This window comes from Agrobacterium sp. ST15.16.055, from assembly GCF_027956555.1.
Lineage (GTDB): Bacteria > Pseudomonadota > Alphaproteobacteria > Rhizobiales > Rhizobiaceae > Agrobacterium > Agrobacterium salinitolerans.
In genome coordinates this window covers 25610-46032 of the sequence record NZ_JAQKGN010000003.1, presented here as the reverse complement: position 1 = coordinate 46032, position 20423 = coordinate 25610, and the positions used below count along the sequence as shown (strand labels likewise).

22 protein-coding genes are annotated in these 20423 nt (G+C 59.9%); 4 read left to right on the top strand and 18 right to left on the bottom strand.

Annotation, left to right across the window (positions count from 1 at the left end):
• Positions 1 to 10 precede the first annotated feature (10 nt).
• Positions 11 to 1207 carry a succinyl-diaminopimelate desuccinylase gene (dapE, locus tag PL599_RS06225; RefSeq protein ID WP_269825306.1) on the top strand — a complete coding sequence of 399 codons (1197 nt, stop codon included), beginning with the start codon at positions 11 to 13 and terminating at the stop codon, positions 1205 to 1207.
• Positions 1191 to 1787, top strand: a complete 597-nt coding sequence (locus tag PL599_RS06220) for a hypothetical protein (protein ID WP_269825307.1) — start codon at positions 1191 to 1193, stop codon at positions 1785 to 1787. The genes dapE and PL599_RS06220 overlap by 17 nt, the downstream gene beginning before the upstream one ends.
• A 19-nt stretch (positions 1788 to 1806) precedes the next feature.
• Here PL599_RS06220 and truA read toward each other — a convergent pair whose 3' ends face one another.
• From truA to def, 3 genes are read right to left on the bottom strand one after another with little or no spacing between them, the layout of a single operon-like run.
• Positions 1807 to 2607, bottom strand: a complete 801-nt coding sequence (gene truA, locus PL599_RS06215) for a tRNA pseudouridine(38-40) synthase TruA (protein WP_077984434.1) — start codon at positions 2605 to 2607, stop codon at positions 1807 to 1809.
• On the bottom strand, positions 2607 to 3542 hold the full coding sequence (gene fmt / locus PL599_RS06210) for a methionyl-tRNA formyltransferase (RefSeq protein ID WP_269825308.1): 936 nt from the start codon (positions 3540 to 3542) through the stop codon (positions 2607 to 2609). Before fmt ends, truA begins: the two co-directional genes overlap by 1 nt.
• A 45-nt stretch (positions 3543 to 3587) precedes the next feature.
• Positions 3588 to 4100: a peptide deformylase gene (def, locus tag PL599_RS06205; protein WP_269825309.1), complete on the bottom strand. Its 513-nt coding sequence runs from the start codon at positions 4098 to 4100 to the stop codon at positions 3588 to 3590.
• Between the two features lie 148 nt (positions 4101 to 4248).
• On the opposite strand from def, the gene PL599_RS06200 reads away from it, so the two are divergent.
• Positions 4249 to 5442 (top strand): DNA recombination protein RmuC, encoded by a 1194-nt coding sequence (locus PL599_RS06200; RefSeq protein ID WP_162520626.1) that lies wholly within the window; start codon positions 4249 to 4251, stop codon positions 5440 to 5442.
• Positions 5443 to 5496: 54 nt separating this feature from the next.
• On the top strand, positions 5497 to 6396 hold the full coding sequence (locus tag PL599_RS06195; RefSeq protein WP_269825310.1) for a ribokinase: 900 nt from the start codon (positions 5497 to 5499) through the stop codon (positions 6394 to 6396).
• A gap of 63 nt (positions 6397 to 6459) precedes the next feature.
• Here PL599_RS06195 and trmB read toward each other — a convergent pair whose 3' ends face one another.
• From trmB to trpS, 15 genes are all read right to left on the bottom strand, one after another.
• Positions 6460 to 7158: a tRNA (guanosine(46)-N7)-methyltransferase TrmB gene (trmB, locus tag PL599_RS06190; protein WP_269825311.1), complete on the bottom strand. Its 699-nt coding sequence runs from the start codon at positions 7156 to 7158 to the stop codon at positions 6460 to 6462.
• Between the two features lie 169 nt (positions 7159 to 7327).
• Entirely contained in the window at positions 7328 to 8590 is a 1263-nt protein-coding gene (metK, locus tag PL599_RS06185; protein WP_173987995.1) for a methionine adenosyltransferase, read from the bottom strand.
• A gap of 190 nt (positions 8591 to 8780) precedes the next feature.
• Positions 8781 to 9200, bottom strand: coding sequence for a helix-turn-helix domain-containing protein (locus PL599_RS06180; RefSeq protein WP_077984475.1), 420 nt, complete (start codon positions 9198 to 9200; stop codon positions 8781 to 8783).
• 139 nt (positions 9201 to 9339) lie between these two features.
• Entirely contained in the window at positions 9340 to 10923 is a 1584-nt protein-coding gene (gene lnt / locus PL599_RS06175) for an apolipoprotein N-acyltransferase (protein WP_077984428.1), read from the bottom strand.
• 222 nt (positions 10924 to 11145) lie between these two features.
• Entirely contained in the window at positions 11146 to 12291 is a 1146-nt protein-coding gene (locus PL599_RS06170; protein ID WP_269825312.1) for a hemolysin family protein, read from the bottom strand.
• A 15-nt stretch (positions 12292 to 12306) separates the two neighbouring features.
• Complete coding sequence (gene ybeY, locus PL599_RS06165; protein ID WP_137409694.1) at positions 12307 to 12813, bottom strand: rRNA maturation RNase YbeY; 507 nt, start codon at positions 12811 to 12813, stop codon at positions 12307 to 12309.
• A gap of 10 nt (positions 12814 to 12823) precedes the next feature.
• The gene (locus PL599_RS06160; RefSeq protein ID WP_077984425.1) at positions 12824 to 13879 is read right to left on the bottom strand and encodes a PhoH family protein; all 1056 of its coding nucleotides are present in this window, start codon (positions 13877 to 13879) and stop codon (positions 12824 to 12826) included.
• A 40-nt stretch (positions 13880 to 13919) separates the two neighbouring features.
• Positions 13920 to 15323, bottom strand: a complete 1404-nt coding sequence (gene miaB, locus PL599_RS06155; protein WP_162520625.1) for a tRNA (N6-isopentenyl adenosine(37)-C2)-methylthiotransferase MiaB — start codon at positions 15321 to 15323, stop codon at positions 13920 to 13922.
• A 65-nt stretch (positions 15324 to 15388) separates the two neighbouring features.
• On the bottom strand, positions 15389 to 16183 hold the full coding sequence (locus tag PL599_RS06150; RefSeq protein WP_077984424.1) for a lysophospholipid acyltransferase family protein: 795 nt from the start codon (positions 16181 to 16183) through the stop codon (positions 15389 to 15391).
• Positions 16184 to 16213: 30 nt separating this feature from the next.
• On the bottom strand, positions 16214 to 16642 hold the full coding sequence (locus PL599_RS06145) for a Fur family transcriptional regulator (protein ID WP_142914212.1): 429 nt from the start codon (positions 16640 to 16642) through the stop codon (positions 16214 to 16216).
• Between the two features lie 64 nt (positions 16643 to 16706).
• Positions 16707 to 17201, bottom strand: coding sequence for a GNAT family N-acetyltransferase (locus PL599_RS06140; protein WP_077984422.1), 495 nt, complete (start codon positions 17199 to 17201; stop codon positions 16707 to 16709).
• A 52-nt stretch (positions 17202 to 17253) separates the two neighbouring features.
• The gene (tsaB, locus tag PL599_RS06135; RefSeq protein ID WP_142914211.1) at positions 17254 to 17922 is read right to left on the bottom strand and encodes a tRNA (adenosine(37)-N6)-threonylcarbamoyltransferase complex dimerization subunit type 1 TsaB; all 669 of its coding nucleotides are present in this window, start codon (positions 17920 to 17922) and stop codon (positions 17254 to 17256) included.
• A 19-nt stretch (positions 17923 to 17941) separates the two neighbouring features.
• Positions 17942 to 18505 (bottom strand): NifU family protein, encoded by a 564-nt coding sequence (locus tag PL599_RS06130; protein ID WP_077984420.1) that lies wholly within the window; start codon positions 18503 to 18505, stop codon positions 17942 to 17944.
• Positions 18506 to 18650: 145 nt separating this feature from the next.
• Positions 18651 to 19142: a universal stress protein gene (locus PL599_RS06125; RefSeq protein WP_003503758.1), complete on the bottom strand. Its 492-nt coding sequence runs from the start codon at positions 19140 to 19142 to the stop codon at positions 18651 to 18653.
• 114 nt (positions 19143 to 19256) lie between these two features.
• Complete coding sequence (trpS, locus tag PL599_RS06120; protein ID WP_077984419.1) at positions 19257 to 20321, bottom strand: tryptophan--tRNA ligase; 1065 nt, start codon at positions 20319 to 20321, stop codon at positions 19257 to 19259.
• Between the last annotated feature and the right edge of the window lie 102 nt (positions 20322 to 20423).

Sequence of the window (20423 nt, the reverse complement as noted above, 5' to 3'; positions counted from 1 at the left end):
AGCTGATACCATGACCACGACCGATCCCGTTGCCAATCTCGCCGCCCTCATCCGTTGCCCTTCGGTAACGCCTGCGGAAGGCGGCGCGCTTTCCCTGCTCGACACCCTGCTTTCGCCGCTCGGCTTTAAGGTGGACAGGATGGTGGCGAGCGAGGCGGGAACGCCTGACGTGGAAAACCTCTATGCACGGCTCGGCACCGAAGGTCCGCATCTGATGTTTGCGGGCCATACGGATGTCGTTCCCGTGGGTGATGAGGCCGCATGGAGCCATCCGCCCTTTTCGGCAGACATCGCCGGTGGGGAAATGTACGGTCGCGGTGCGGTGGACATGAAAGGCGGTATCGCCTGTTTCGTGGCGGCCATTGCCCGCCATATCGAAAAACACGGCAAGCCGCAGGGGTCCGTTTCTTTCCTGATTACAGGCGATGAGGAAGGCCCGTCGATCAACGGCACCTCCAAGCTGCTGGAATGGGCGGCCGCCAAAGGCGAGACATGGGACGCCTGCGTGGTTGGCGAGCCGACCAATCCCGACCAGCTGGGCGACATGATCAAGATCGGCCGCCGGGGTTCGCTCTCCGGCCGCATCACGGTCCACGGCGTTCAAGGCCACGCCGCCTATCCGCATCTAGCCGACAACCCCATTCGCGGTCTTTTGCAGCTTACCCATGCGTTGATGCATCCGGCCTTCGATCACGGCACGGATGATTTCCAGCCTTCCAATCTGGAAGTGACGACCGTCGACACCGGTAATGCCGCCACCAATGTCATCCCGGCGCGGGCGACAGCCTCCTTCAACATTCGTTTCAACGATAGCTGGACGGCAGAGAGCCTGCGGGCGGAAATCATCCGCCGCCTCGATGCCGCCGCAGCCGAAGGCGAGCTTCGCCCCGACCGGGCTCCGGTCAAATATGAGATCGTCTGGGCGGACCGTCCGAGCCATGTTTTCCTGACGCGCAACAATGCGCTCATCTCATCGCTGTCAGGTGCGGTGGAAGCCGTGACAGGCAAAGAACCGAAGCTTTCGACCACGGGCGGCACCTCGGATGCGCGCTTCATCAAGGATTATTGCCCTGTCGTGGAATTTGGCCTTGTCGGGCAGACCATGCATATGGTCGACGAGCGCGTGGCCGTTGCCGATCTCGAGATGCTGACACGCATTTACGAGACCTTCATCGAACGCTGGTTCGCCCATGCCGACGGCAAGTGAAGTAAGGCTCTATCTGACAGGCCTGTGGCTGCTGCTGTTCGGCGACCATACTGGCGCGCGGTATCTCGATCTCTCCGAGCGCGGCATGTGGCGATCCTTCTATTCGGCGCTGTGGTGCCTGCCGGCCATGCTGGTTTCCTGGCTGTGGCTGCGCGCCGCTTTTCTCGCCAGCTATCCGCCGGGAACCGGAACAGGCTTCATCTTCTTCTTCCGCCTGGCTATGGTCGAGGCCATCTGCTGGATCGTGCCGCTGTTGCTGATCGGCATGTTGCTCTACGCCTTTGGCGCCCGGGAAAAATTCGCACCGCTCGTCACCACCGTGAACTGGCTGTCGTTGCCCTTTTCTTATGCCTATGCGGTTCTCATCCTGATCGCATTCTTCCTGCCGCCGCTGCAGGGGTTGATCGCCATTCTCTGGCTGGCACTGCTTCTGTCGCTGGTCTTCGCTTTTTCGCGGATCGTCAGATTTTTCATCCGCGACCAGTCGCTGCTCGTCTCGGCCGTCGTCATGACGCTGTTGGTGCCCGCCATGTTGCTGTCGGAAGCATTGCAGCGTTTTCTCGGCGTCTATCCGGCCTGAGAGGCAGTGAGGCTTCAGGTCAGTCCGCGTCTTCCGTCACTTCGACTTCGGGGCGGCGGCGCGGCGGAATGACATCGGGATAATCGACCTGCATGAAATAAAGACCGTCCGGCGGCGCAACGGGACCGCAGGCCTTGCGATCTCGTGCCTCCAGCGCTGCACGCACATCATCAGGCGTCATAGTGCCTTCACCTGCCATCTTCAGCGTGCCGGCGAAAGAGCGTATCTGATTATGCAGGAAGCTTTGCGCGGTCGCGCGGATTTCGATGAGGTCGCCGTTGCGGGTCACGTCCAGCCGGTCGAGCGTGCGGACCGGGCTGTTTGCCTGGCAATGGACCGAACGGAAGGTCGTGAAATCATGCCGGCCGACCAGCATCTGTGCGGCTTCATGCATGCGCTCGTGGTCCATATCCTTCGATACCCACCATGCCCGCTTGTGCTCCAGCGCCAGCCGGGATTTGCGACAGATGATGCGATAGAGATAATGGCGGCGCAGCGCTGAAAAACGGGCGTCGAAATCTTCGGTCACGGCTGCAGCATCGAGCACGGCCACGGCCTCACCGGCCATGGCGAGATGCGCGTTCAAGGCATTGCGGAGCTTGTAGGGTTCCCAATCGCGGGAAAGATCGATGTGGGCGACCTGTCCAACGGCATGCACGCCGGAATCGGTGCGGCCGGCACCGCGAATGGAGACGCTCTCTCCCGTCAACGAGCGAACCGCAGCCTCCAGCGCGCCCTGAACCGAGGGGCCGTTATCCTGTCTCTGCCAGCCGTAATAAGGCGTGCCGTCATATTCGACGGTCATGCGGAAACGTGGCATCAGCCGAGCCTCGTTGCGGTCGGAACCGGTGTGCCGCGCACGAAATCGGCCGCCGACATCGGCTTGCCACCCGCCTTCTGCAAACGGGTGAGCCGCACGGCGCCGCTACCGCAGGCAATGGTCAGAGCATCGTCGAGCGCTGCGCCCGCTTCTCCCATTCCGCTTGCCAGTTCGGAGGCCAGAACCTTCACGCGTTCGGGTTTGCCGCCGATATTCATCTCCAGCCATGCGCCGGGGAACGGCGACAGGCCGCGAATGTGGTTATGGACATCCTGTGCGGGCCTTGAAAAATCGATACGGGTCTCGCCCTTGTCGATCTTCGCGGCGTAGAGCACGCCCTCTTCCGCCTGCGTAACGAGAGGCAGGTCGCCTGCCTCCAGCTTGTCCATCGCCTGCCGCATCAGCCGCGCACCCGCCAGCATCAGGCTGTCATGCAGTTCGCCAGCCGTCATATTCTCGTCGATCGCGACCTTTGCGGTGAGCGCGACGGGGCCGGTATCGAGCCCCTTTTCCATTTTCATCACCATCATACCGGTTTCGGCATCGCCGGCCATGATCGCCCGTTGGATGGGGGCAGCCCCGCGCCAGCGCGGCAGCAGGGAGGCGTGACCATTATAACAGCCGAGACGCGTGCCGGAGAGGATCGCTTCAGGCAAAAGCAGACCGTAAGCGACGACGACGGCTACATCGGCGTTGAAATCCCGGAAATGCTGGCGGTCTTCCTCGGCCTTGAAGTTTACGGGCGTCAGCACCGACAGCCCCAGCAAGTCGGCTGCCTGATGGACCGGCGACTTCTGCAAATCGAGACCACGGCGGCCGCCGGGACGCGGCGGCTGGGTGTAGACGGCAACGATCTCGTGGCCCGCATCCACCAGTGCACGCAACGTGGGAACGGAAAAATCCGGCGTGCCCATAAAAATGATGCGAAGAGACATCGTCGCCCCCTTCCCTGTCGTCCACTCCAGCCCAAAGAGGCCGGATCAGATCTTTGCGCGGGCCGCTTTCGTGAATTTCTTGATGACCATGTCGCGTTTGAGCCGCGAAATATGGTCGATGAAGAGAACGCCGTTCAGGTGGTCGATCTCATGCTGCAAGCAGGTCGCGAGCAGACCGTCCGCCTCGACCGTCTGCTGCTTGCCGTCACGGCCGACATATTGCACCGTGAGCGAGGCAGGACGCTCCACCTCGGCATAATAGTCGGGAATGGAGAGGCAGCCTTCCTCATAGGTCGAGACATCGTCCGACACTTTGAGGATTTCCGGATTGATGAAAATGACCGGAGCCTTTTCTTCACCTTCGCGTGCCACGTCGATCACCAGCATGCGGCGCGGCACGCCGATCTGAATGGCGGCGAGGCCGATACCCGGCGCATCATACATGGTTTCGAGCATATCGTCGGCAAGGCGCAGCACCTCAGCATCCACCTGTTCGATGGGCTTGGATTGCTGACGCAGCACGGGATCGGGCAAAATGATAAGCGGTTTGATGGTCATGGCTTCCCATAACGTATCTCTTGCGCGGAGGAAATAAAAAACACGAGGTTCAAACCGCCTCCGGCATGTGCCCCGCCTGACTCATTTCTGCCGCAGGAATGTTCTTGTTTTGATCTTACGAATCATTGGAAATCTGTTAGATTTGGCCATGAGCATAGACTTTTCAGTTCTCCTTCAACCCGCGCTGCGGGCCGGCTCCGTCGATATCAGCTTCGGCGCGCTTCTCGCTGCCGCGGTTTTCGGCCTCGCCGTGGCGTGGCTTGTGACGGCAAACCGGTCGAAAAAGGCTGGAGCTGACGGTGAAATCTCCGATCTCCTGAAAACACAGTCCGAATTGCACGGGCGGATCGCGGCCATGGCGGAAACGCTTGGCACGCGCCAGACCGAGATGAGCCAGACGCTGAACCAGCGCCTCGACGGCATGTCGCAGCGCCTTGGTGAAACGCTCACCGAGCAGACCCGCTCGACCCATGAAAATCTGAGCCGCCTTCAGGAGCGCCTGGCTGTCATCGATGCCGCGCAGGGCAATATTCAGGATCTGGCAAAAGACGTTGTCGGGCTTCAAGCCATTCTTTCCAACAAGCAGACACGCGGGGCCTTCGGGCAGGCGCGCATGGAAACGCTGATCGCCGATGCGCTTCCCGCCGGGGCGTTCCAGCTCCAGCCGACGCTTTCCAACGGTTATCGGCCCGACTGCATCATCAAGATGCCGAACAATGCGCCAGCACTGGTCATCGACGCCAAGTTTCCGCTGGAGGCATGGAATGCAATCAAGGCGGATGAGACACCCGAAACCAAACGCGCCGCCGTTCAACAGTTCCGCCGCGATATGGAAGTGCATATTCGTGATGTGGCCGAGAAATACCTCATCCGCGGCGAGACACAGGATACGGCCTTCATCTTCGTGCCCTCCGAATCGATCTTCGCCGATATTCACCAGCATTTCGAATATCTGGTGCAGCGCGCCCATCGCGCCCGGGTCGTCATCGTTTCGCCGTCGCTCTTGATGCTGTCTGTGCAGGTCATCCAGTCCGTGCTCAAGGATCAGCGCATGCGTGAGCAGGCGCATCTCATTCAGGGTGAAGTCGCCCTTCTGATGGACGATGTGCGGCGGCTGGACGACAGGACGCGCAAGCTGCAGGCCCATTTCGGGCTGGCCCAGAAAGACGTCGACATGATGCTGATCTCCTCCGACAAGGTGCTGGCGCGTGGCCAGAAGATCGAAGGCCTCGATTTTTCGCCGACGGAAAAAGAGGCTTCGCATGGAGAAATCGAGCAGGCCCGGCGCTTTGCGGAAAACCGGGCCGGTGCGGCGAAATTGCGGGTAGTTGACGACGAGTGATCGTCTCGGGCAAAGTCGCCGCCTTGCTCAAATTTCATACGGACCCAGCGCCCCATGATTACTGTTTTCGGTTCCATCAACATGGACCTCGTCGCCACCGCCAAACGCCTGCCCAAGCCCGGTGAAACCGTGACGGGCGAGGCCTTTTCCACTGCCGCCGGTGGCAAGGGCGCCAATCAGGCGCTGGCCGCGCGACGTGCGGGCGCCACGGTGAAGATGGCGGGTGCTGCGGGCGATGACACCTTTGCCGCACCGGCGCTGACCTTGCTGCGCGACGCCGGCACTGATCTCTCACTGGTGAAGACCACGCCCGGCCCTACGGGGACGGCAGTGATCCTTATCGGCGAAGGCGGGGAAAACATGATCTCGGTCATTCCCGCCGCCAATGGTGAAGTCTCCGCATCCGACGCCGCGAAAGCCCTGGCTGAAATGTCGGCGGGTGATATCTTGATGTTGCAGTTTGAGATACCCGCGTCCGCTATCGAAGCGGCGCTGACGGCTGCGAAGGCAAAGCGCGTCACCACCGTCATCAATACTGCGCCACTGACCGCGGATGGACCGCGCCTTGCGGGCCTTGCCGATATTGTCATCGCCAACGAAACCGAGTTCGAATTGCTGGTCGGAAAGAACGGCCTTTCCGCTTCTGAGCGGGAAAATGAACTGAAAAACCTGCACGACAGGACCGGCCAGACATTGATCGTAACGCTTGGCGCCGATGGCGTGATCGCCATGCGCAACGGCAAGGTTTTCCGGGCTTCCGGCCTCAAGATCGAGCCGGTCGATACGGTCGGTGCGGGCGATACTTTCTGCGGTTATCTTGCCGCCAGCCTCGATCAGGGCATGGATTTCGAAAAGGCGCTGAAGCGCGCCGCTGTCGCAGGCTCGCTCGCCTGCACCCGCGCCGGCGCGCAGCCTTCCATTCCGCTTGCAGCGGAAGTGGATGCTGCCCTCTGAGGGATATTTTCGTTAGCGCATTTTCCGGACGTAAAACCGCTGCGCAATTTTACTGGAAATGCTTTAGCGACGGATGAAAGTGAGATAGGCCGAGCTGCGGCCTTCTCTTTTCGCCTTGTTCTCGTAGCGCGTTCCCGGCCAGTTGGCATAGGGCGTGCGCCAGTCGTCAGCGCTCGCCGCCGTCCATTCGAAGCCGCCATGGCGGGCGCAGTGCTGCAGCGTCCAGTTGACGTAGGTATCGATATCGGAAGCGAAGCAGAACTTTCCACCGGGTTTCAGCACGCGATGGAAGCGGGCAAGGTTGACGTCTGAAACGAACCGACGCTTCCAGTGCTTCCTCTTCGGCCACGGGTCAGGATAGAGAAGGTCGATATGATCGATCGATCCCTCGGGCAGCCAGTCCAGCAATTGCGTTGCATCATCGTCGTAAAGGCGGATATTCATCAACTCGCGTTCGCGCACGGCGGCGAGCAGCTTGGCCATGGAGTTGACGAAGGGCTCGACGCCGATGAAACCCGTCTCCGGGTTTTCAACCGCGCGGTGAGCGAGATGCTCGCCGCCGCCGAAACCAATCTCCAGACGGATCGACCGCACATCCGCGGGAAAAAGAGCGGCAAGATTTTGCGGCGGGGCGCTTTCCAGATCGATTTTCAGCAAAGGCAACAGGTTCTCGATTGTATCGACCTGCAGATTGCGCAGAGGCTTGCCCTTGCGTCTGCCAAAAAACGCTTCCGTCGCGCGCGAACGCCGTTCTTCCGTCATCTCATACTCTCAACAACAAATAGATTTAACCCGCACAGCACCACGTTGGGCACTGTGCGGGTTACAAAAGGTGCAGTCGGTATCTCTCAATCGCCGCCGAATGACAAGCTTAGAAAGAGCCGCGCCTTCTCCGGACGTAAAACCGCTACGCAGTTTTACCGGAAATGCTTCAAGCGCTCAGAGCTTCCTTAAGCGGCTTCACCAGATCCAGCTTCTCCCAGGAGAAGGAGCCGTCGCGGCCAGCCTTCCGGCCGAAATGGCCATAGGAGGAGGTCTTGGCGTAGATCGGCTTGTTAAGATCGAGATGACGGCGAATGCCCGACGGCGACAGGTCCATGACCTTGCGGATCGCGGCTTCGACCTGATCTTCGCTGACCTTGCCGGTGCCATGCAGATCGACATAGATCGACAGCGGCTGGGCGACGCCGATCGCATAGGAAATCTGGATCGTGCAGCGCTCCGCCAGACCAGCAGCCACGACGTTTTTGGCGAGATAGCGGGCGGCATAAGCGGCGGAACGGTCGACCTTGGTCGTGTCCTTGCCGGAGAATGCGCCGCCGCCATGGGGAGCAGCACCGCCATAGGTGTCGACGATGATCTTGCGGCCAGTCAGGCCGGCATCGCCATCGGGACCGCCGATGACGAACTTGCCCGTCGGGTTGATATACCACTGGCAATCGTCAGCGATCTTCAGGTCACCCAGAGCTTCGCGAATATAGGGTTCGACGACCTCACGCACCTTCTTCGAGTCCCAGCTGGCATCGAGGTGTTGGGTGGACAGAACGATGGACACGGCTTCCGAAGCCTTGCCGTCGACGTAACGAACGGTCACCTGGCTCTTGGCGTCGGGGCCGAGCTTTGCCGCTTCGCCCTCACCGCTCTTACGGGCGGTAGCCAGCAGCTGCAAAATGCGGTGGGAATAATAGATCGGCGCCGGCATCAGGTCCGGCGTTTCCTTGCAGGCGTAACCGAACATGATGCCCTGGTCGCCGGCGCCCTCGTCGCCCTGCTTGTCGGAGGCGTTGTCAACGCCCTGCGCGATATCGGCCGACTGCGGATGCAGCAGAACGTCGATCTTGGCGGTCTTCCAGTGGAAACCATCCTGCTCGTAACCGATGTCGCGGATCGCCTTGCGGGCGGCGGACTTGAACTTGGAAGGGTTGATGACCGGGTGGCCAGCGGCGTCCTTGACGACCTTGCCGTCCTTGTCCTTCTTCAGAAGCGTGTCGGGAACGCGAACCTCACCGGCGATAACGACGCGGTTGGTGGTCGCAAGCGTTTCGCATGCGATGCGCACGGTCCACGGGTCAACGCCCGTCTTGGACGCTTCACGATAAATGAGATCCACGATTTCATCGGAGATACGATCACAAACCTTGTCCGGATGACCCTCAGCCACGGACTCGCTGGTGAACAGATAATTGGCACGCATGCGGGATTCCCCTCAAAGAACGGTCTTGGAGTTTGTTAGTCATTTCGGCCGTGAAAAACAAGGACACAACCACATAAATATATCTTTATGTGAGAATTCCTTTCTAATCGCGCACAAAAAAACGGTCCTTGCGGACCGTTGAGTGCCCGGCATCCCGTGCCGGAAATTTTCTGCGTCGCGCGGGCTGCGCTTACTCGGCGTCACCCTCAGCGGCGAGCGCCTTGACGAGATCGACGAGACGGCGGCGAACCTTCGGATCGGCGATCTTCACGAAGGCGCGGTTCAGCTGCAGACCTTCAGCCGAGGACAGAAAGTCGACCACGTAATTGGAGCTAGAGGCTTCTGCCATACCGGTCGTGCCACCGGCCTGATCGCCGGGTGCATCCTCGAAGAAAAAGGAAACGGGCACATTGAGAATACCGGAAATATTCTGGAGGCGGCTGGCGCCGACGCGGTTCGTGCCTTTTTCATATTTCTGGATTTGCTGAAAGGTAATTCCGAGGCTTTCGCCAAGCTTTTCCTGACTCATGCCCAGCATGGTTCTGCGAAGGCGAATTCGGCTTCCGACATGAATGTCGATCGGGTTAGGCTTTTTCTTATTCTCGGTCATCATGCGGTCCTGACACTCGGAAAGGGTTGATATCTCGCTTCATTACATTTCGAAGAAATGAGTCGGCAATTCGACAGCGTCTAAACTTGTTTTACGACTGACGTATTCACTATGCAATTACAGGGGTTCCCGGTCAATTCTAGCGCCGAGCGAAACTCAAGGCGGGAAATACCGCAACGATCATCAAGATAGAAAAAATCAACCAGAAATACGTCCGATGTGTGTCGTAAGTAAATGCGTCGTTTGACCCACCACTCAAAGTGGCGTCAACAATTCCCACCCGACCGTAATCGAGCCCCGCAATAATGCGGCCATAGGGGTCTATGACGGCTGAAATCCCGGTATTGGCGCCGCGAATCACCGGCACGCCCGTCTCAACGGCCCGGACTCTCGCCTGCAGAAAATGCTGATAGGGGCCAGGCGTATCACCGAACCAGCCATCATTGGTCACATTCAGGATGGCGGCCGAGCCGGCCAGCCCCGGCGTCATCTCACCCGGGAAAATGATCTCGTAACAGATGAGAGGATAGAAGGTCTTACCCGAAGGAAGCGTGAGCGGCGTGCGCGAGGAAGCGGCGGAAAAGCCTCCCGGCAAAGCGATGACATTGTCGATGCCGAATTCCCGCAGGATACCTTCAAAGGGAACGTATTCGCCAAAGGGGGTCAGATGCACCTTGTCGGTCGCGCCGATGATCTCGCCCTGGCTGTCGATCGCATAGACCGAATTGTAGTAACGCGGCGGACGGCCTGCACCCTGATCTTCCATTCTGACGGCGCCGGTGAACAGCACCTGCCCATCCTCCAGCGTTTTGGCGATTTCCGCCAAAGCATCCGGATTTTGCGTCAGAATGAACGGCACGGAGGTTTCCGGCCAGACGATGATATCAGGGCGCTTTTTCCCTTCGCCCGGCGGCAGAGCCGAGAGCCGCAGATGCTCGCCGAAAATCTCCGCCCTGTCCGCGTTCAGCATCTTGCGTGACTGATCGATGGAAGGCTGCACAATCCGAACGGTCAGTGCGTCTGCGGGCACCTCCGCCGGCGTCTGGAGACGGTAAAAGCCATACCCGAAATGGCCGGCCAGCAGCAGGCCCGCCACAGCGAGACCCGGCCACATGCCTTTTTTCGTGCCTATCAGTGCGGGCGAGGCGAAGATGAAAACCGCAAGCGTCGTTATGCTGAAAAGGCCAAGCAGATGCACCGATTGCATCATGATCGGGACGGGCATGATGCCGTAGCCAATCGCGTTCCAGGGAAAGCCGGTGGCCAGGAAGCTGCGCAGCCATTCTGAAAAACCGAACGCGGCAGCAAGTGCAGCGATACGGCCGAGGCCCTCCGACCAGAGGAGGTTGGCTGCCGCGACCGCAAAACCGTAAAACAATGCCAGAAAAGCGGGGAGGCCAAGAATGGCGAGCGGCAGCGCCCAGGCGAATTCATCGGCCTCCAGCAGAAGAGCATTGCCGAGCCACCATAGGCCCGCCACGAAGTAACCGAGCCCGAAACACCAGCCGATGCCGAAGGCCGGCATGACGCGGCTGAAGAGGCCGCCCCCAGGTTTGCCGGTGCAGCCGTCCACGAGCCAGACAAGTAGGGTGAAAGAGAAAAACAGCGCCGCGAAAAAGCCGAATGGAGGCAGAGCGAGCGCCCCGACCGCACCTGCAGCAATCGCCATAACTGCGCGGCTCATGCCGCCGGCCAGCATTACCCTGCCTGCAAGACGCTCCATGCCATCTCCGTTTATGCGCGTCGGGAAAAGCCCGCAGCCGACAAGGCCGCGCCGCGGAATTTTCCCTCAGACCCGACGTAAAGGAAAAAAGATTCGCAGTCCACAGGAGGCATGGCGACCGAAGCGCCATATGTTCTTTTCGACGCCGAACACGGCCTTCATAGCTGCCGGATTGAGAGATGTCGAAAAAGGGCGCGACGGGGAAAACCCCGTCGACCTTTCTTAATCGGCATTCTGCTGATGCGTGATGAGGCGAACATCGGGCGCAGGCAGCGCAATCACCTCATTGGCGTCCGCTTCGCCCGGAGCGCGATCATCCTCACCTTCGGAGCCGTGATCCCGGACGATACGAACGCCCTTGATGCGCCTGCTATCGGCATCGAGTATCTGGAACTCGAAACCTGGCACGGCCCGAACCACCTCGCCCTTGGCCGGAATACGGCCGAGCGCGAAGAAGATGAGACCGCCGAGCGTATCTATTTCCTCCAGGTGTTCACGAACATCGAATGCCGGACCGATCGCCCCGGCAAGTTCGGTGAGTTCCGCACGTGCATCCGCGACAAGCACATCGGCGGAAAGACGCGAAAACATCGCCTCGTCCTTGTCGTGCTCGTCATCGATGTCGCCTATGACCATTTCGACGATATCCTCGTGGCTGACGAGACCGTCGGTGCCGCCATATTCATCGATCACCAGCGCAAGCTGGGTTCTCTGGGCCTGCATCGTCTTCAAAAGGTCGGAGGCCAGCATGGAGGGCGGCGCAAAAAGAATTTTGCGAACCAGTCCGGCATCGGCGACCGTCTGCTCCAGATCGACACGTCCCAGGTCGAAATTCGGCCGCGGTGAACGCGGCGCCTTCACCTCACCGTAAGCAACGCTTCGCGAACCGGCCCGGCGTTTGTTGCGGGCCTGCTTGGCGACATAGGCCAGCAGATCGCGAATGTGGATCATGCCCTTCGGGTTATCCAGCGTCTCGTCATAGACAGGCATACGGGAACGCCCGGTTTCCTCGAAGAGGATCAGCGCCTCGCCGATCGTCATATTCTCATCGAGGCCATCAATATCCACGCGAGGGATCATGATGTCTTCGACCCGAACCTCGCGGAAACGCAGGATATTGTTGAGCATAGCCCGTTCTTCGGGCGAAAAGGCCGCACCGATTTCGGTGTCGTCCATCAGCGCGTCGGTCAAATCCTCGCGCAGGCGCTCGCCCTGAGATGGTTTCAGCAACCGTGCGATGCGTGACCAGATGGTCGATTTCGGTTTGGCATTGTAGTCCTGACGTAAGTGACTACTGCCCTCCTCCGAAGAGGACTGCTCGCCGTTTTCTCTGCCCTCATTGGCAGGTCGTGCAGAATGTTCGTTCATGGCTCCAGACAATATTTAAAGCGGTTCCTGACCCGCGTAAGGATCAGATAGGCCAAGCACCGCCAAAATGCGAGTCTCAAGCGACTCCATTTCTTCCGCTTCTTCCTCGTCCATGTGGTCATAACCGAACAAATGCAGGAACCCATGAACGAGCAGATGGGTCAGATGATCCTCGAAACTCTTCTCAAGTTCAAGGGCTTCGCGCTCAACCGTCTCGCGCGCGATGACGATATCGCCCAGCATGGGGCCCGGCATTCCGCCCGGCTCCAGCGGAAAAGCCGGGAAAGACAGGACATTGGTCGCCTTGTCCTTGTCACGCCATTCGGCGTTGATTTCCCGGATATTTTCGTCGTCGGTGAAGACCAGCGACAGCTCCACTGGCATTTTCGGGAAGGGTTGGTCCTCTTCCCGCTTCAGGAAATCGACCGCCGCATCCAGCACCCTGGTGGCAAAGGCAGCCAAGTCCTCTTCCGAGGACCAGCCTTCGGCCTCGACGCTGATTTGAATATCCAGAACTGTCATCGTCTTTATGTCAGTCGCCCTTCAGAAGGCTCTCATCCGGCACCGCCGTATGGGACTCATAGGCCCGGACGATACGCGCCACCATCGGATGGCGAACAACATCGACGTCCTTGAAGCGCACGACGGACACGCCTTCCACATCGCCAAGGATTTGCAGGGCCTCGACAAGACCGGATTTCACGCCGCGCGGCAAATCCACCTGGCTCGGGTCGCCGGTCACGATCATGCGGCCGTTCTCGCCAAGGCGGGTAAGGAACATCTTCATCTGCATGGTCGTGGTATTCTGGGCTTCGTCCAGAATGACGGCGGCGTTGGCCAGCGTGCGGCCGCGCATGAAGGCGAGCGGCGCGATTTCGATGACGCCCGCCTGAATGGCGCGCTCCACCTTGTCGCCCGGCATCATGTCATAAAGCGCGTCGTAAAGCGGGCGCAGATACGGATCGACCTTTTCCTTCATGTCGCCCGGCAGGAAGCCAAGACGCTCACCCGCTTCGACGGCGGGGCGTGAGAGGATGATGCGGTCAACCGCACCGCGCTCCAGAAGCTGCGCCGCATGAGCGACGGCAAGATAGGTCTTGCCGGTGCCGGCGGGACCGACACCGAAAACCAGTTCGGATTGTTCCAGCGCCCGCATATAGACGTCCTGCGTCGGCGTGCGGGCAGCGATGGTCTTCTTGCGTGTGGAAATCTGCGCCATGGAAATCTTCGCCTTGCGTTCCATCGTCGGCAAGGTCAACTGGTCGTCCGCGGCCACAGCCATGCGGATCGCGCCTTCGACATCGGAAACCTCGGCGGTTCCGCCCTTGAGCAGCCGTTCATAAAGGAAATCCAACGCCCGACGAGCCTGATTGGTGGCAACGACATCGCCGGTGATGGCGACGGAATTGCCGCGCGGTCGAGCGTCGATATTGAGGCGCTGCTCCAGGAGCTTCAGGTTCTGATCGAACTGACCGAATAGCTCTCCCGCTATCCTGTTATTCTCGAACGTGAGGACGAAGTGATTGGCGTCGGTCGCGGCTTGGCGTGGCTGGCGCGATGAATTTGATACCAATTCGTGTGCGTTCAAGCGGTCAGGCTCCTGTCCCAATCAGTGTCGGCTCCTCACTCTAACTCCCTGCCACCTCGGCAAACAAGCTGTTTGGACCCGTTGCGGTGATTCGTACATTAACAATGTCACCGATTTTCAACGTCTTTGCATCAAGATTCACGGATTGCAGCCACGGAGAGCGACCTATCAACTGCTCAGGCATGCGACCGGGCTTTTCCAGCAACACATCCATGGTTTTTCCGACCAGCGATTCAGCAAATTCCTTCTGCTGCCGCAGCAACAGGGCCTGCAATCTTTCCAGTCGTTCGGCCTTCACCTCTTCCGCAACCTGATCGGTGAGATCGGCTCCCGGCGTGCCGGGGCGGGTGGAGTATTTGAACGAGAAGGCCTGCGCATATTTCACGGTCTCGACCATCGCCATCGTATCTTCGAAATCGCGATCCGTCTCGCCGGGGAAGCCGACAATAAAATCCCCCGACATGGCGATATCAGGGCGCGCGCTCCGGATTTTTTCAATGAGCTGGATATATTCCTCACCCGTATGGCGACGGTTCATCGCTTTGAGAATGCGATCCGAGCCGGACTGAACAGGCAGGTGCAGATAGGGCATCAGGATGCGCAGATCGCGATGCGCGCCGATCAGGCGCTCGTCCATGTCGCGCGGATGGCTTGTGGTGTAGCGAAGCCGTGCAAGGCCGGGAATTTCCGCCAGCCGGTAAAGCAGTTCGGCAAGGCCCCATTTCTCGCCCTTCGGGCCTTCGCCCTGCCAGGCATTGACGTTTTGGCCCAGCAGCGTGATCTCGCGCACGCCGGCATCGACGAGCTTCATCGCTTCATCGACGATCTGGCGCACGGGGCGGGAGACTTCCGAACCTCGCGTATAGGGCACGACACAGAAGGTACAGAACTTGTCGCAACCTTCCTGCACGGTCAGGAACGCCGTGACGCCGCGTGTCCGCAATGTCGCTTTCTCCGCGACCGGCAGGTGCTCGAACTTGTCCTCAACCGCATACTCGGTCTCGATGACGCGCTCACCGCCGCGCACCCGCTTTAAGGCGTCAGGCAGGCGGTGATAGGTCTGCGGGCCGATCACGACATCGACGGCGGGCGCGCGCCGCAGGATTTCCTCGCCTTCCGCCTGCGCGACACAGCCGGCAACGCCGATCATGAATTCGCGGCCCTGCTCTTCGCGCGATTTTTTCATGTCGCGCAGGCGGCCAAGCGCCGAATAGACCTTTTCAGCCGCCTTTTCACGGATATGACAGGTGTTCAGCAGAACCAGATCCGCCTCGCCCATATCCTCGGTCTGAACGTAACCGTCCTTCGCCAACGCATCGCTCATACGGACGGAATCGTAGACATTCATCTGACACCCATAGGTCTTGATGAAGACCTTTCGGCTGTTCGAACCGTTGCGGGCGATCATGGGTGTGGCGTCAAGGCCAAGCGTTTCCTGGGTCATGGCGGCTATCTAGTGTTTTTCCCGGCCAGATTAAACAGAAAAATGCCGGAAAAGCTACGATCTCGCTAATTCCGCCAGCCGCCGCGCAGGCTGAAGGCCAGCATGGAGCGGATGGCGGCGGCAACATCGGTCGCCAAGCGCTTACGGTTATCCGTGCTGTGGAACGGAACGCTGTCACCGAATGTCACGTCGACATCGATGGCGCCGGCCCTGATGATGCCGAGCAGATGCGGCACGAGCGTGATGCTGCCCGGCCAGGCGGCGATGACGCGATGGTAACGCCCCATGGCCATGCCCTGCACCCTTGTATAGGCAATGGCGACCGGCTGGACATAAACCAGCTTTCCCGGCACCTGTTCAGCGGCGGTGGAGGCCGCACCGAACAGCGAGGATTTGACGGCGAGCATGCGGTTGCCGTCCGAGGTGGTGCCTTCGGGGAACAGGACGACAATTTCGCCATCCGCCATGCGACTGGCGATCTCGCTCACCTGCGCGCCGGTGCTGCGCTTCTGCTCACGCTGAACGAAGATGCTTTTCTGCAAGCGGGCGAGCCAGCCGAACACCGGCCAGTCCCGCACCTCGGTCTTGGCAATGAATACCACATCGGCAATGCTGCCCAAAACGAGGATATCCTTCCACGAGGCATGATTGACCGCCAGCATCAGCGGTTTCGCCCGCTCCACATCGCCGTGCACATGAACGCGGATGCCGAGGACATGGCAGGCGATGCGATGCCAGAGGCGCGGAATGCGACGGCGAAGCCGCCAGTCGAAGGCAAGGCCCAGCAGTTGAAGCGGCAGCAAGACAAGCGTGACGATCAGGAGAATGACCGCAATATAGGCTGTCCGGAGCCACATCATGGGGAAAACGCCCGCTCGTTCACCGGGGTCTCAACGTTCGTCTGGCTTCAACGGCACGCCGTAAAGTTCCAGCCGGTGATCCACGAGCTTGAAGCCGTGTTCACGGGCGATCTTTTCCTGAAGGGCCTCAATCTCGGCCGAATGAAATTCGATGACCACGCCGTTCTTCAAATCGATCAGGTGATCATGATGTTCTTCGGGCACGGTCTCGTAGCGCGAGCGGCCGTCGCGAAAATCGTGACGCTCGATGATGCCGGCATCCTCGAACAGCTTCACCGTTCTGTAGACGGTGGAAATCGAGATGCGCGGGTCCACGGCGGAGGAACGGCGGTAAAGCTCTTCGACATCGGGATGGTCGGCTGACTCCTGAAGGACGCGGGCGATAACACGGCGTTGATCCGTCATCCGCATGCCGCGTTCGGCACAAAGCTCCTCCAGCGTTTTCGAAAGGTCTGTCACGTCTTCTGGCCTTTTGAGACTCGCGGTTTGCGGCTTTCGCCGAAAAAATGCCTGTCGCAGGGAACTAGCGAAGATCGCGGCGCATGACAAGCGCCGTCGACTTCGTTCCATCCTTGGCGGTGTAATAGGCCTTGCGTTCCGCGACAGTTTTGAAGCCGAGCTTCTTATAGAGCCCGACGGCGGAGGCGTTATTATTATCCACCTCGAGAAACATGGTTTCCGCGCCGCGCATCATCGCCTCGCGGATAGCCGATTGCATCAGACGCCAGCCGAGCCCCGCGCGTGCGAACTTGTCGGCCACGGCAACGGTCAGGATTTCCGCCTCGCCCGCCACTTCCCGCGCCAGCACGAAACCACCGAGCGGCTTGCTGAAAAAGGCGTTGGTCTGGCGTGCGACAGCACCGAAAACAGCCCCTTGCGTGAGCAGGCCGGAAAACTCCCCGTCGTTCCACGGGCGCGGAAAGCGCAGCGCATGCAACTCCGCCACCGCGGCGCAATCCTCATGCTGCATCGGCACAATCTCGAAATAGGGTTTCCAGGTCAGATAGTCGTCAAACATAACAGGAATCGGGCATCACGGGAATCATTCGCACAGGCTGACGAATGCCCTATCAGGCAACGCCCTGACGTGCCAGCGCAAAACCGGTCTGCGGCCGGGCGTCCGGCCCGCGCAGGTAAAGCGGCGAAGGTTTCGGCTGGCCAGCCGGCTTACGCGCAGCAGCAAACGCGACCGAAGCGACCGGGAAGTGATCCGGCCCCGAACCCGCCTCCGACCCTGCCAAAAGCGGCGCGGCTGAACCGATGACGACGCCGTCGAAACAACTAGTGGCCGTTCGGGCGTCGTCCAGAGACAGAAGCGCGGCATCGCGCAGCGGCGATCCATCCGCACCGAATGTCTGGAGATAGGCTTCGCCGCGCTTGGCATCCAGCGCAACGGCCACGGGCCGGCCGGGATTTGCAAGCAGATGATGAAGCGCCAGCGTTTCAAGCGTGGTGACGCCCACGGCCTCGACGCCGAGCGACAGGGCAAAGCCGCGCGCGGCAGCGACCCCGACGCGGATACCGGTGAAAGACCCCGGCCCGATCGTCACGGCAATGCGTTCGACATTCTGGAGCGACAGTTGCGCCTGCTCCAGAGCGCCGTCGATCACCGCCATCAACCTTTCGGCATGGCCCTTGCCGATCGTTTCGCAGACCTCGCCGAGCACCCTGTCAAAGGTGCTGTCATAAACGCAGGCGGAACAATCCACACCTGAAGTGTCGAGTGCGAGAACAATCATGATGGCCTGGCTTGCGCTTTTATACCGCTTCGACTTCGCGCACTTCCGGCACGAAATGGCGAAGCAGATTCTGAACGCCGTGTTTCAGCGTGGCGGTGGAGGACGGGCAACCCGAGCAGGCGCCCTTCATGTTCAGGAACACCGTACCATCGCGGAAACCGCGGAAAGTGATATCGCCGCCATCCTGTGCCACAGCGGGGCGGACGCGGGTATCCAGCAGTTCCTTGATGGTGGCGACGATGGTTTCGTCACCCTCTTCGAAGAACTCGCCTTCCTCATCCGAGACTTCGGCCGCAATCGCCGTACCCATGATCGGCCGGCCGGACATGAAATGTTCCATGATAGAGCCGAGGATGGCAGGTTTCAGATGCTGCCATTCCGCATCGTCCTTGGTCACGGTGATGAAATCAAAACCGAAATAGACCCCGGTCACACCCGGAATGGTGAAAAGGCGTTCCGCCAGGGGCGAGGCCTGCGCCTGCGACGCATTGAGAAATTCCGCTGTGCCGCTTTCCAGCACCACCTTGCCCGGCAGGAACTTCAGCGTGGCGGGATTGGGCGTGGCTTCCGTCTGAATGAACATCGTCGTCTCCTTCGAGGCCGCGGTTCACGCCCCGTAATTTAGAATTCTTCCAAAAAATACGCCCGGCGAAGCTACACTTCAAGCCCTGACATGATAATTACATTCAAGAAATCGTCAGCCCCTAAATCTTGCCCCAACCCCGGCGTCAGCAGAGTGCGTCGATTTCCTCGTCCGACAGCGTATCCGGCAGTACGGTGACGGGGATCGGGAAGGCTGCCCCTCGCCCGGCGATGGAGGAAACGAGCGGTCCCGGCCCTTCTTTGGTCGATCCCGCAGCCAGAACGAGAATCGCGATATCGCGGTCTTCCTCGATCAACCCGTGGATCTGCTCGGTTGCGCTGCCTTCACGGATCACCGCTTCCGGCTCGATGCCGATGGTCTCACGCACCTTCTGGGCAATCTTCGCAAGCGTGGCTTCCGCCTCCTCCCGCGCCTCGGCCCGCATGATCTGCTCGACACCCAGCCATTGCTGGAAATCGCCTTCCGGGATCATGTAGAGCAGTACCAGACCGCCATTGGAGTTCTTGGCGCGACGACCGGCATAGTGCACGGCCCTTTCGCATTCCGGTGTGTCATCGATAACAGCGAGAAACTTGCGACGATGCCCTTCCAGACGCGACAGCCGTTTTGAAACCATTCTGCACTCCCTAGGTCCGCCGTGATCCGCAAAACCGCCCGACGGTTCGGGCGGAGATTATATCAAATCACGGCAGGCGCAAACCGCCAGCCGCATTCGCGCAGCAGCGACCTGTCAGCGCAGGAAGCCGATGATGTCGCGCACTTCGTTCATCGTCTTTTCGGCAATGGTGCGCGCCCGCTCGCCGCCTTGGCTGAGGATGGCGTCGATATGGGTCGGGTCATCGAGAAGGCGGCGCATCTCGTTATTGACGGGGGCCAGAACATGGACGGCAAGCTCGACCAGGGCCGGCTTGAAGGCCGAGAACTGCTGTCCGCCGAATTCGGAAAGAACATCCGCCTTGGTCCTGTCGGAAAGCGCGGCATAGATACCGACGAGGTTTTCGGCCTCGGGGCGACCCTTCAGGCCTTCCACTTCGCTCGGCAGCGCATCCGGATCGGTCTTTGCCTTCTTGATCTTCTTCGAGATCGCATCGACATCGTCCATCAGATTGATGCGCGACAGATCGGAGGGATCGGACTTCGACATCTTCTTGGTGCCGTCCTTCAGCGACATCACGCGCGGCGCCGGACCACCGATCAGCGGCTCCACCATAGGGAAATAGGCGTGCACCGGCTCATCGCCCACGGTGATATCCAGCCCGAGGCCCGCCTTGCGGATATGGTCGCCGAAATCGATGTTGAATTTCTGGGCTATATCGCGGGCAAGTTCAAGATGCTGCTTCTGGTCGTCGCCGACAGGAACGTGGGTGGCGCGATAAACAAGGATGTCCGCGGCCATCAGGCTCGGATAGGCGAGCAGTCCAAGCGACACCTGCTCGGTATTCTTGCCGGACTTGTCCTTGAACTGTGTCATGCGCTCCATCCAACCGATGCGCGCCACGCAGTTGAACACCCAGGCCAGTTCGGCATGCTGCGGCACCGCCGATTGGTTGAAGACGATGTGCTTCACGGGGTCGATGCCGGCGGCGATAAAGGCGGCCGCAATCGAGCGGGTCTGGGCCTTCAGGTCGGAGTGAACGAGTTGGGCGGTGATGGCATGCATATCGACGACGCAATAGATGCAGTCGTTATCTTCCTGCAGCGCCACGAATTTGCGGATGGCGCCGAGATAATTGCCGAGATGCAGATTGCCGGTCGGCTGGACGCCCGAGAAAACCAGCGGCTTGAATGCGTTCATTGTCGTCCTCGAAAAGGCTTGTGGAGGGCCCCGCCCCATGGTTGGAATTGCACGCGCGCTTATGCACCCGCAGCCCCCAGCAATCAAGCGGTTTCAGGGCAT

Bases quoted from the DNA above. Each gene is read 5' to 3' on its own strand.
- dapE (WP_269825306.1), top strand. From the start codon at position 11: ATGACCACGACCGATCCCGTTGCCAATCTCGCCGCCCTCATCCGTTGC.
- PL599_RS06220 (WP_269825307.1), top strand. From the start codon at position 1,191: ATGCCGACGGCAAGTGAAGTAAGGCTCTATCTGACAGGCCTGTGGCTG.
- truA (WP_077984434.1), bottom strand. From the start codon at position 2,607: ATGCCACGTTTCCGCATGACCGTCGAATATGACGGCACGCCTTATTAC.
- fmt (WP_269825308.1), bottom strand. From the start codon at position 3,542: ATGTCTCTTCGCATCATTTTTATGGGCACGCCGGATTTTTCCGTTCCC.
- def (WP_269825309.1), bottom strand. From the start codon at position 4,100: ATGACCATCAAACCGCTTATCATTTTGCCCGATCCCGTGCTGCGTCAG.
- PL599_RS06200 (WP_162520626.1), top strand. From the start codon at position 4,249: ATGAGCATAGACTTTTCAGTTCTCCTTCAACCCGCGCTGCGGGCCGGC.
- PL599_RS06195 (WP_269825310.1), top strand. From the start codon at position 5,497: ATGATTACTGTTTTCGGTTCCATCAACATGGACCTCGTCGCCACCGCC.
- trmB (WP_269825311.1), bottom strand. From the start codon at position 7,158: ATGACGGAAGAACGGCGTTCGCGCGCGACGGAAGCGTTTTTTGGCAGA.
- metK (WP_173987995.1), bottom strand. From the start codon at position 8,590: ATGCGTGCCAATTATCTGTTCACCAGCGAGTCCGTGGCTGAGGGTCAT.
- PL599_RS06180 (WP_077984475.1), bottom strand. From the start codon at position 9,200: ATGACCGAGAATAAGAAAAAGCCTAACCCGATCGACATTCATGTCGGA.
- lnt (WP_077984428.1), bottom strand. From the start codon at position 10,923: ATGGAGCGTCTTGCAGGCAGGGTAATGCTGGCCGGCGGCATGAGCCGC.
- PL599_RS06170 (WP_269825312.1), bottom strand. From the start codon at position 12,291: ATGAACGAACATTCTGCACGACCTGCCAATGAGGGCAGAGAAAACGGC.
- ybeY (WP_137409694.1), bottom strand. From the start codon at position 12,813: ATGACAGTTCTGGATATTCAAATCAGCGTCGAGGCCGAAGGCTGGTCC.
- miaB (WP_162520625.1), bottom strand. From the start codon at position 15,323: ATGACCCAGGAAACGCTTGGCCTTGACGCCACACCCATGATCGCCCGC.
- PL599_RS06150 (WP_077984424.1), bottom strand. From the start codon at position 16,183: ATGATGTGGCTCCGGACAGCCTATATTGCGGTCATTCTCCTGATCGTC.
- PL599_RS06140 (WP_077984422.1), bottom strand. From the start codon at position 17,201: ATGTTTGACGACTATCTGACCTGGAAACCCTATTTCGAGATTGTGCCG.
- tsaB (WP_142914211.1), bottom strand. From the start codon at position 17,922: ATGATTGTTCTCGCACTCGACACTTCAGGTGTGGATTGTTCCGCCTGC.
- PL599_RS06130 (WP_077984420.1), bottom strand. From the start codon at position 18,505: ATGTTCATTCAGACGGAAGCCACGCCCAATCCCGCCACGCTGAAGTTC.
- PL599_RS06125 (WP_003503758.1), bottom strand. From the start codon at position 19,142: ATGGTTTCAAAACGGCTGTCGCGTCTGGAAGGGCATCGTCGCAAGTTT.
- trpS (WP_077984419.1), bottom strand. From the start codon at position 20,321: ATGAACGCATTCAAGCCGCTGGTTTTCTCGGGCGTCCAGCCGACCGGC.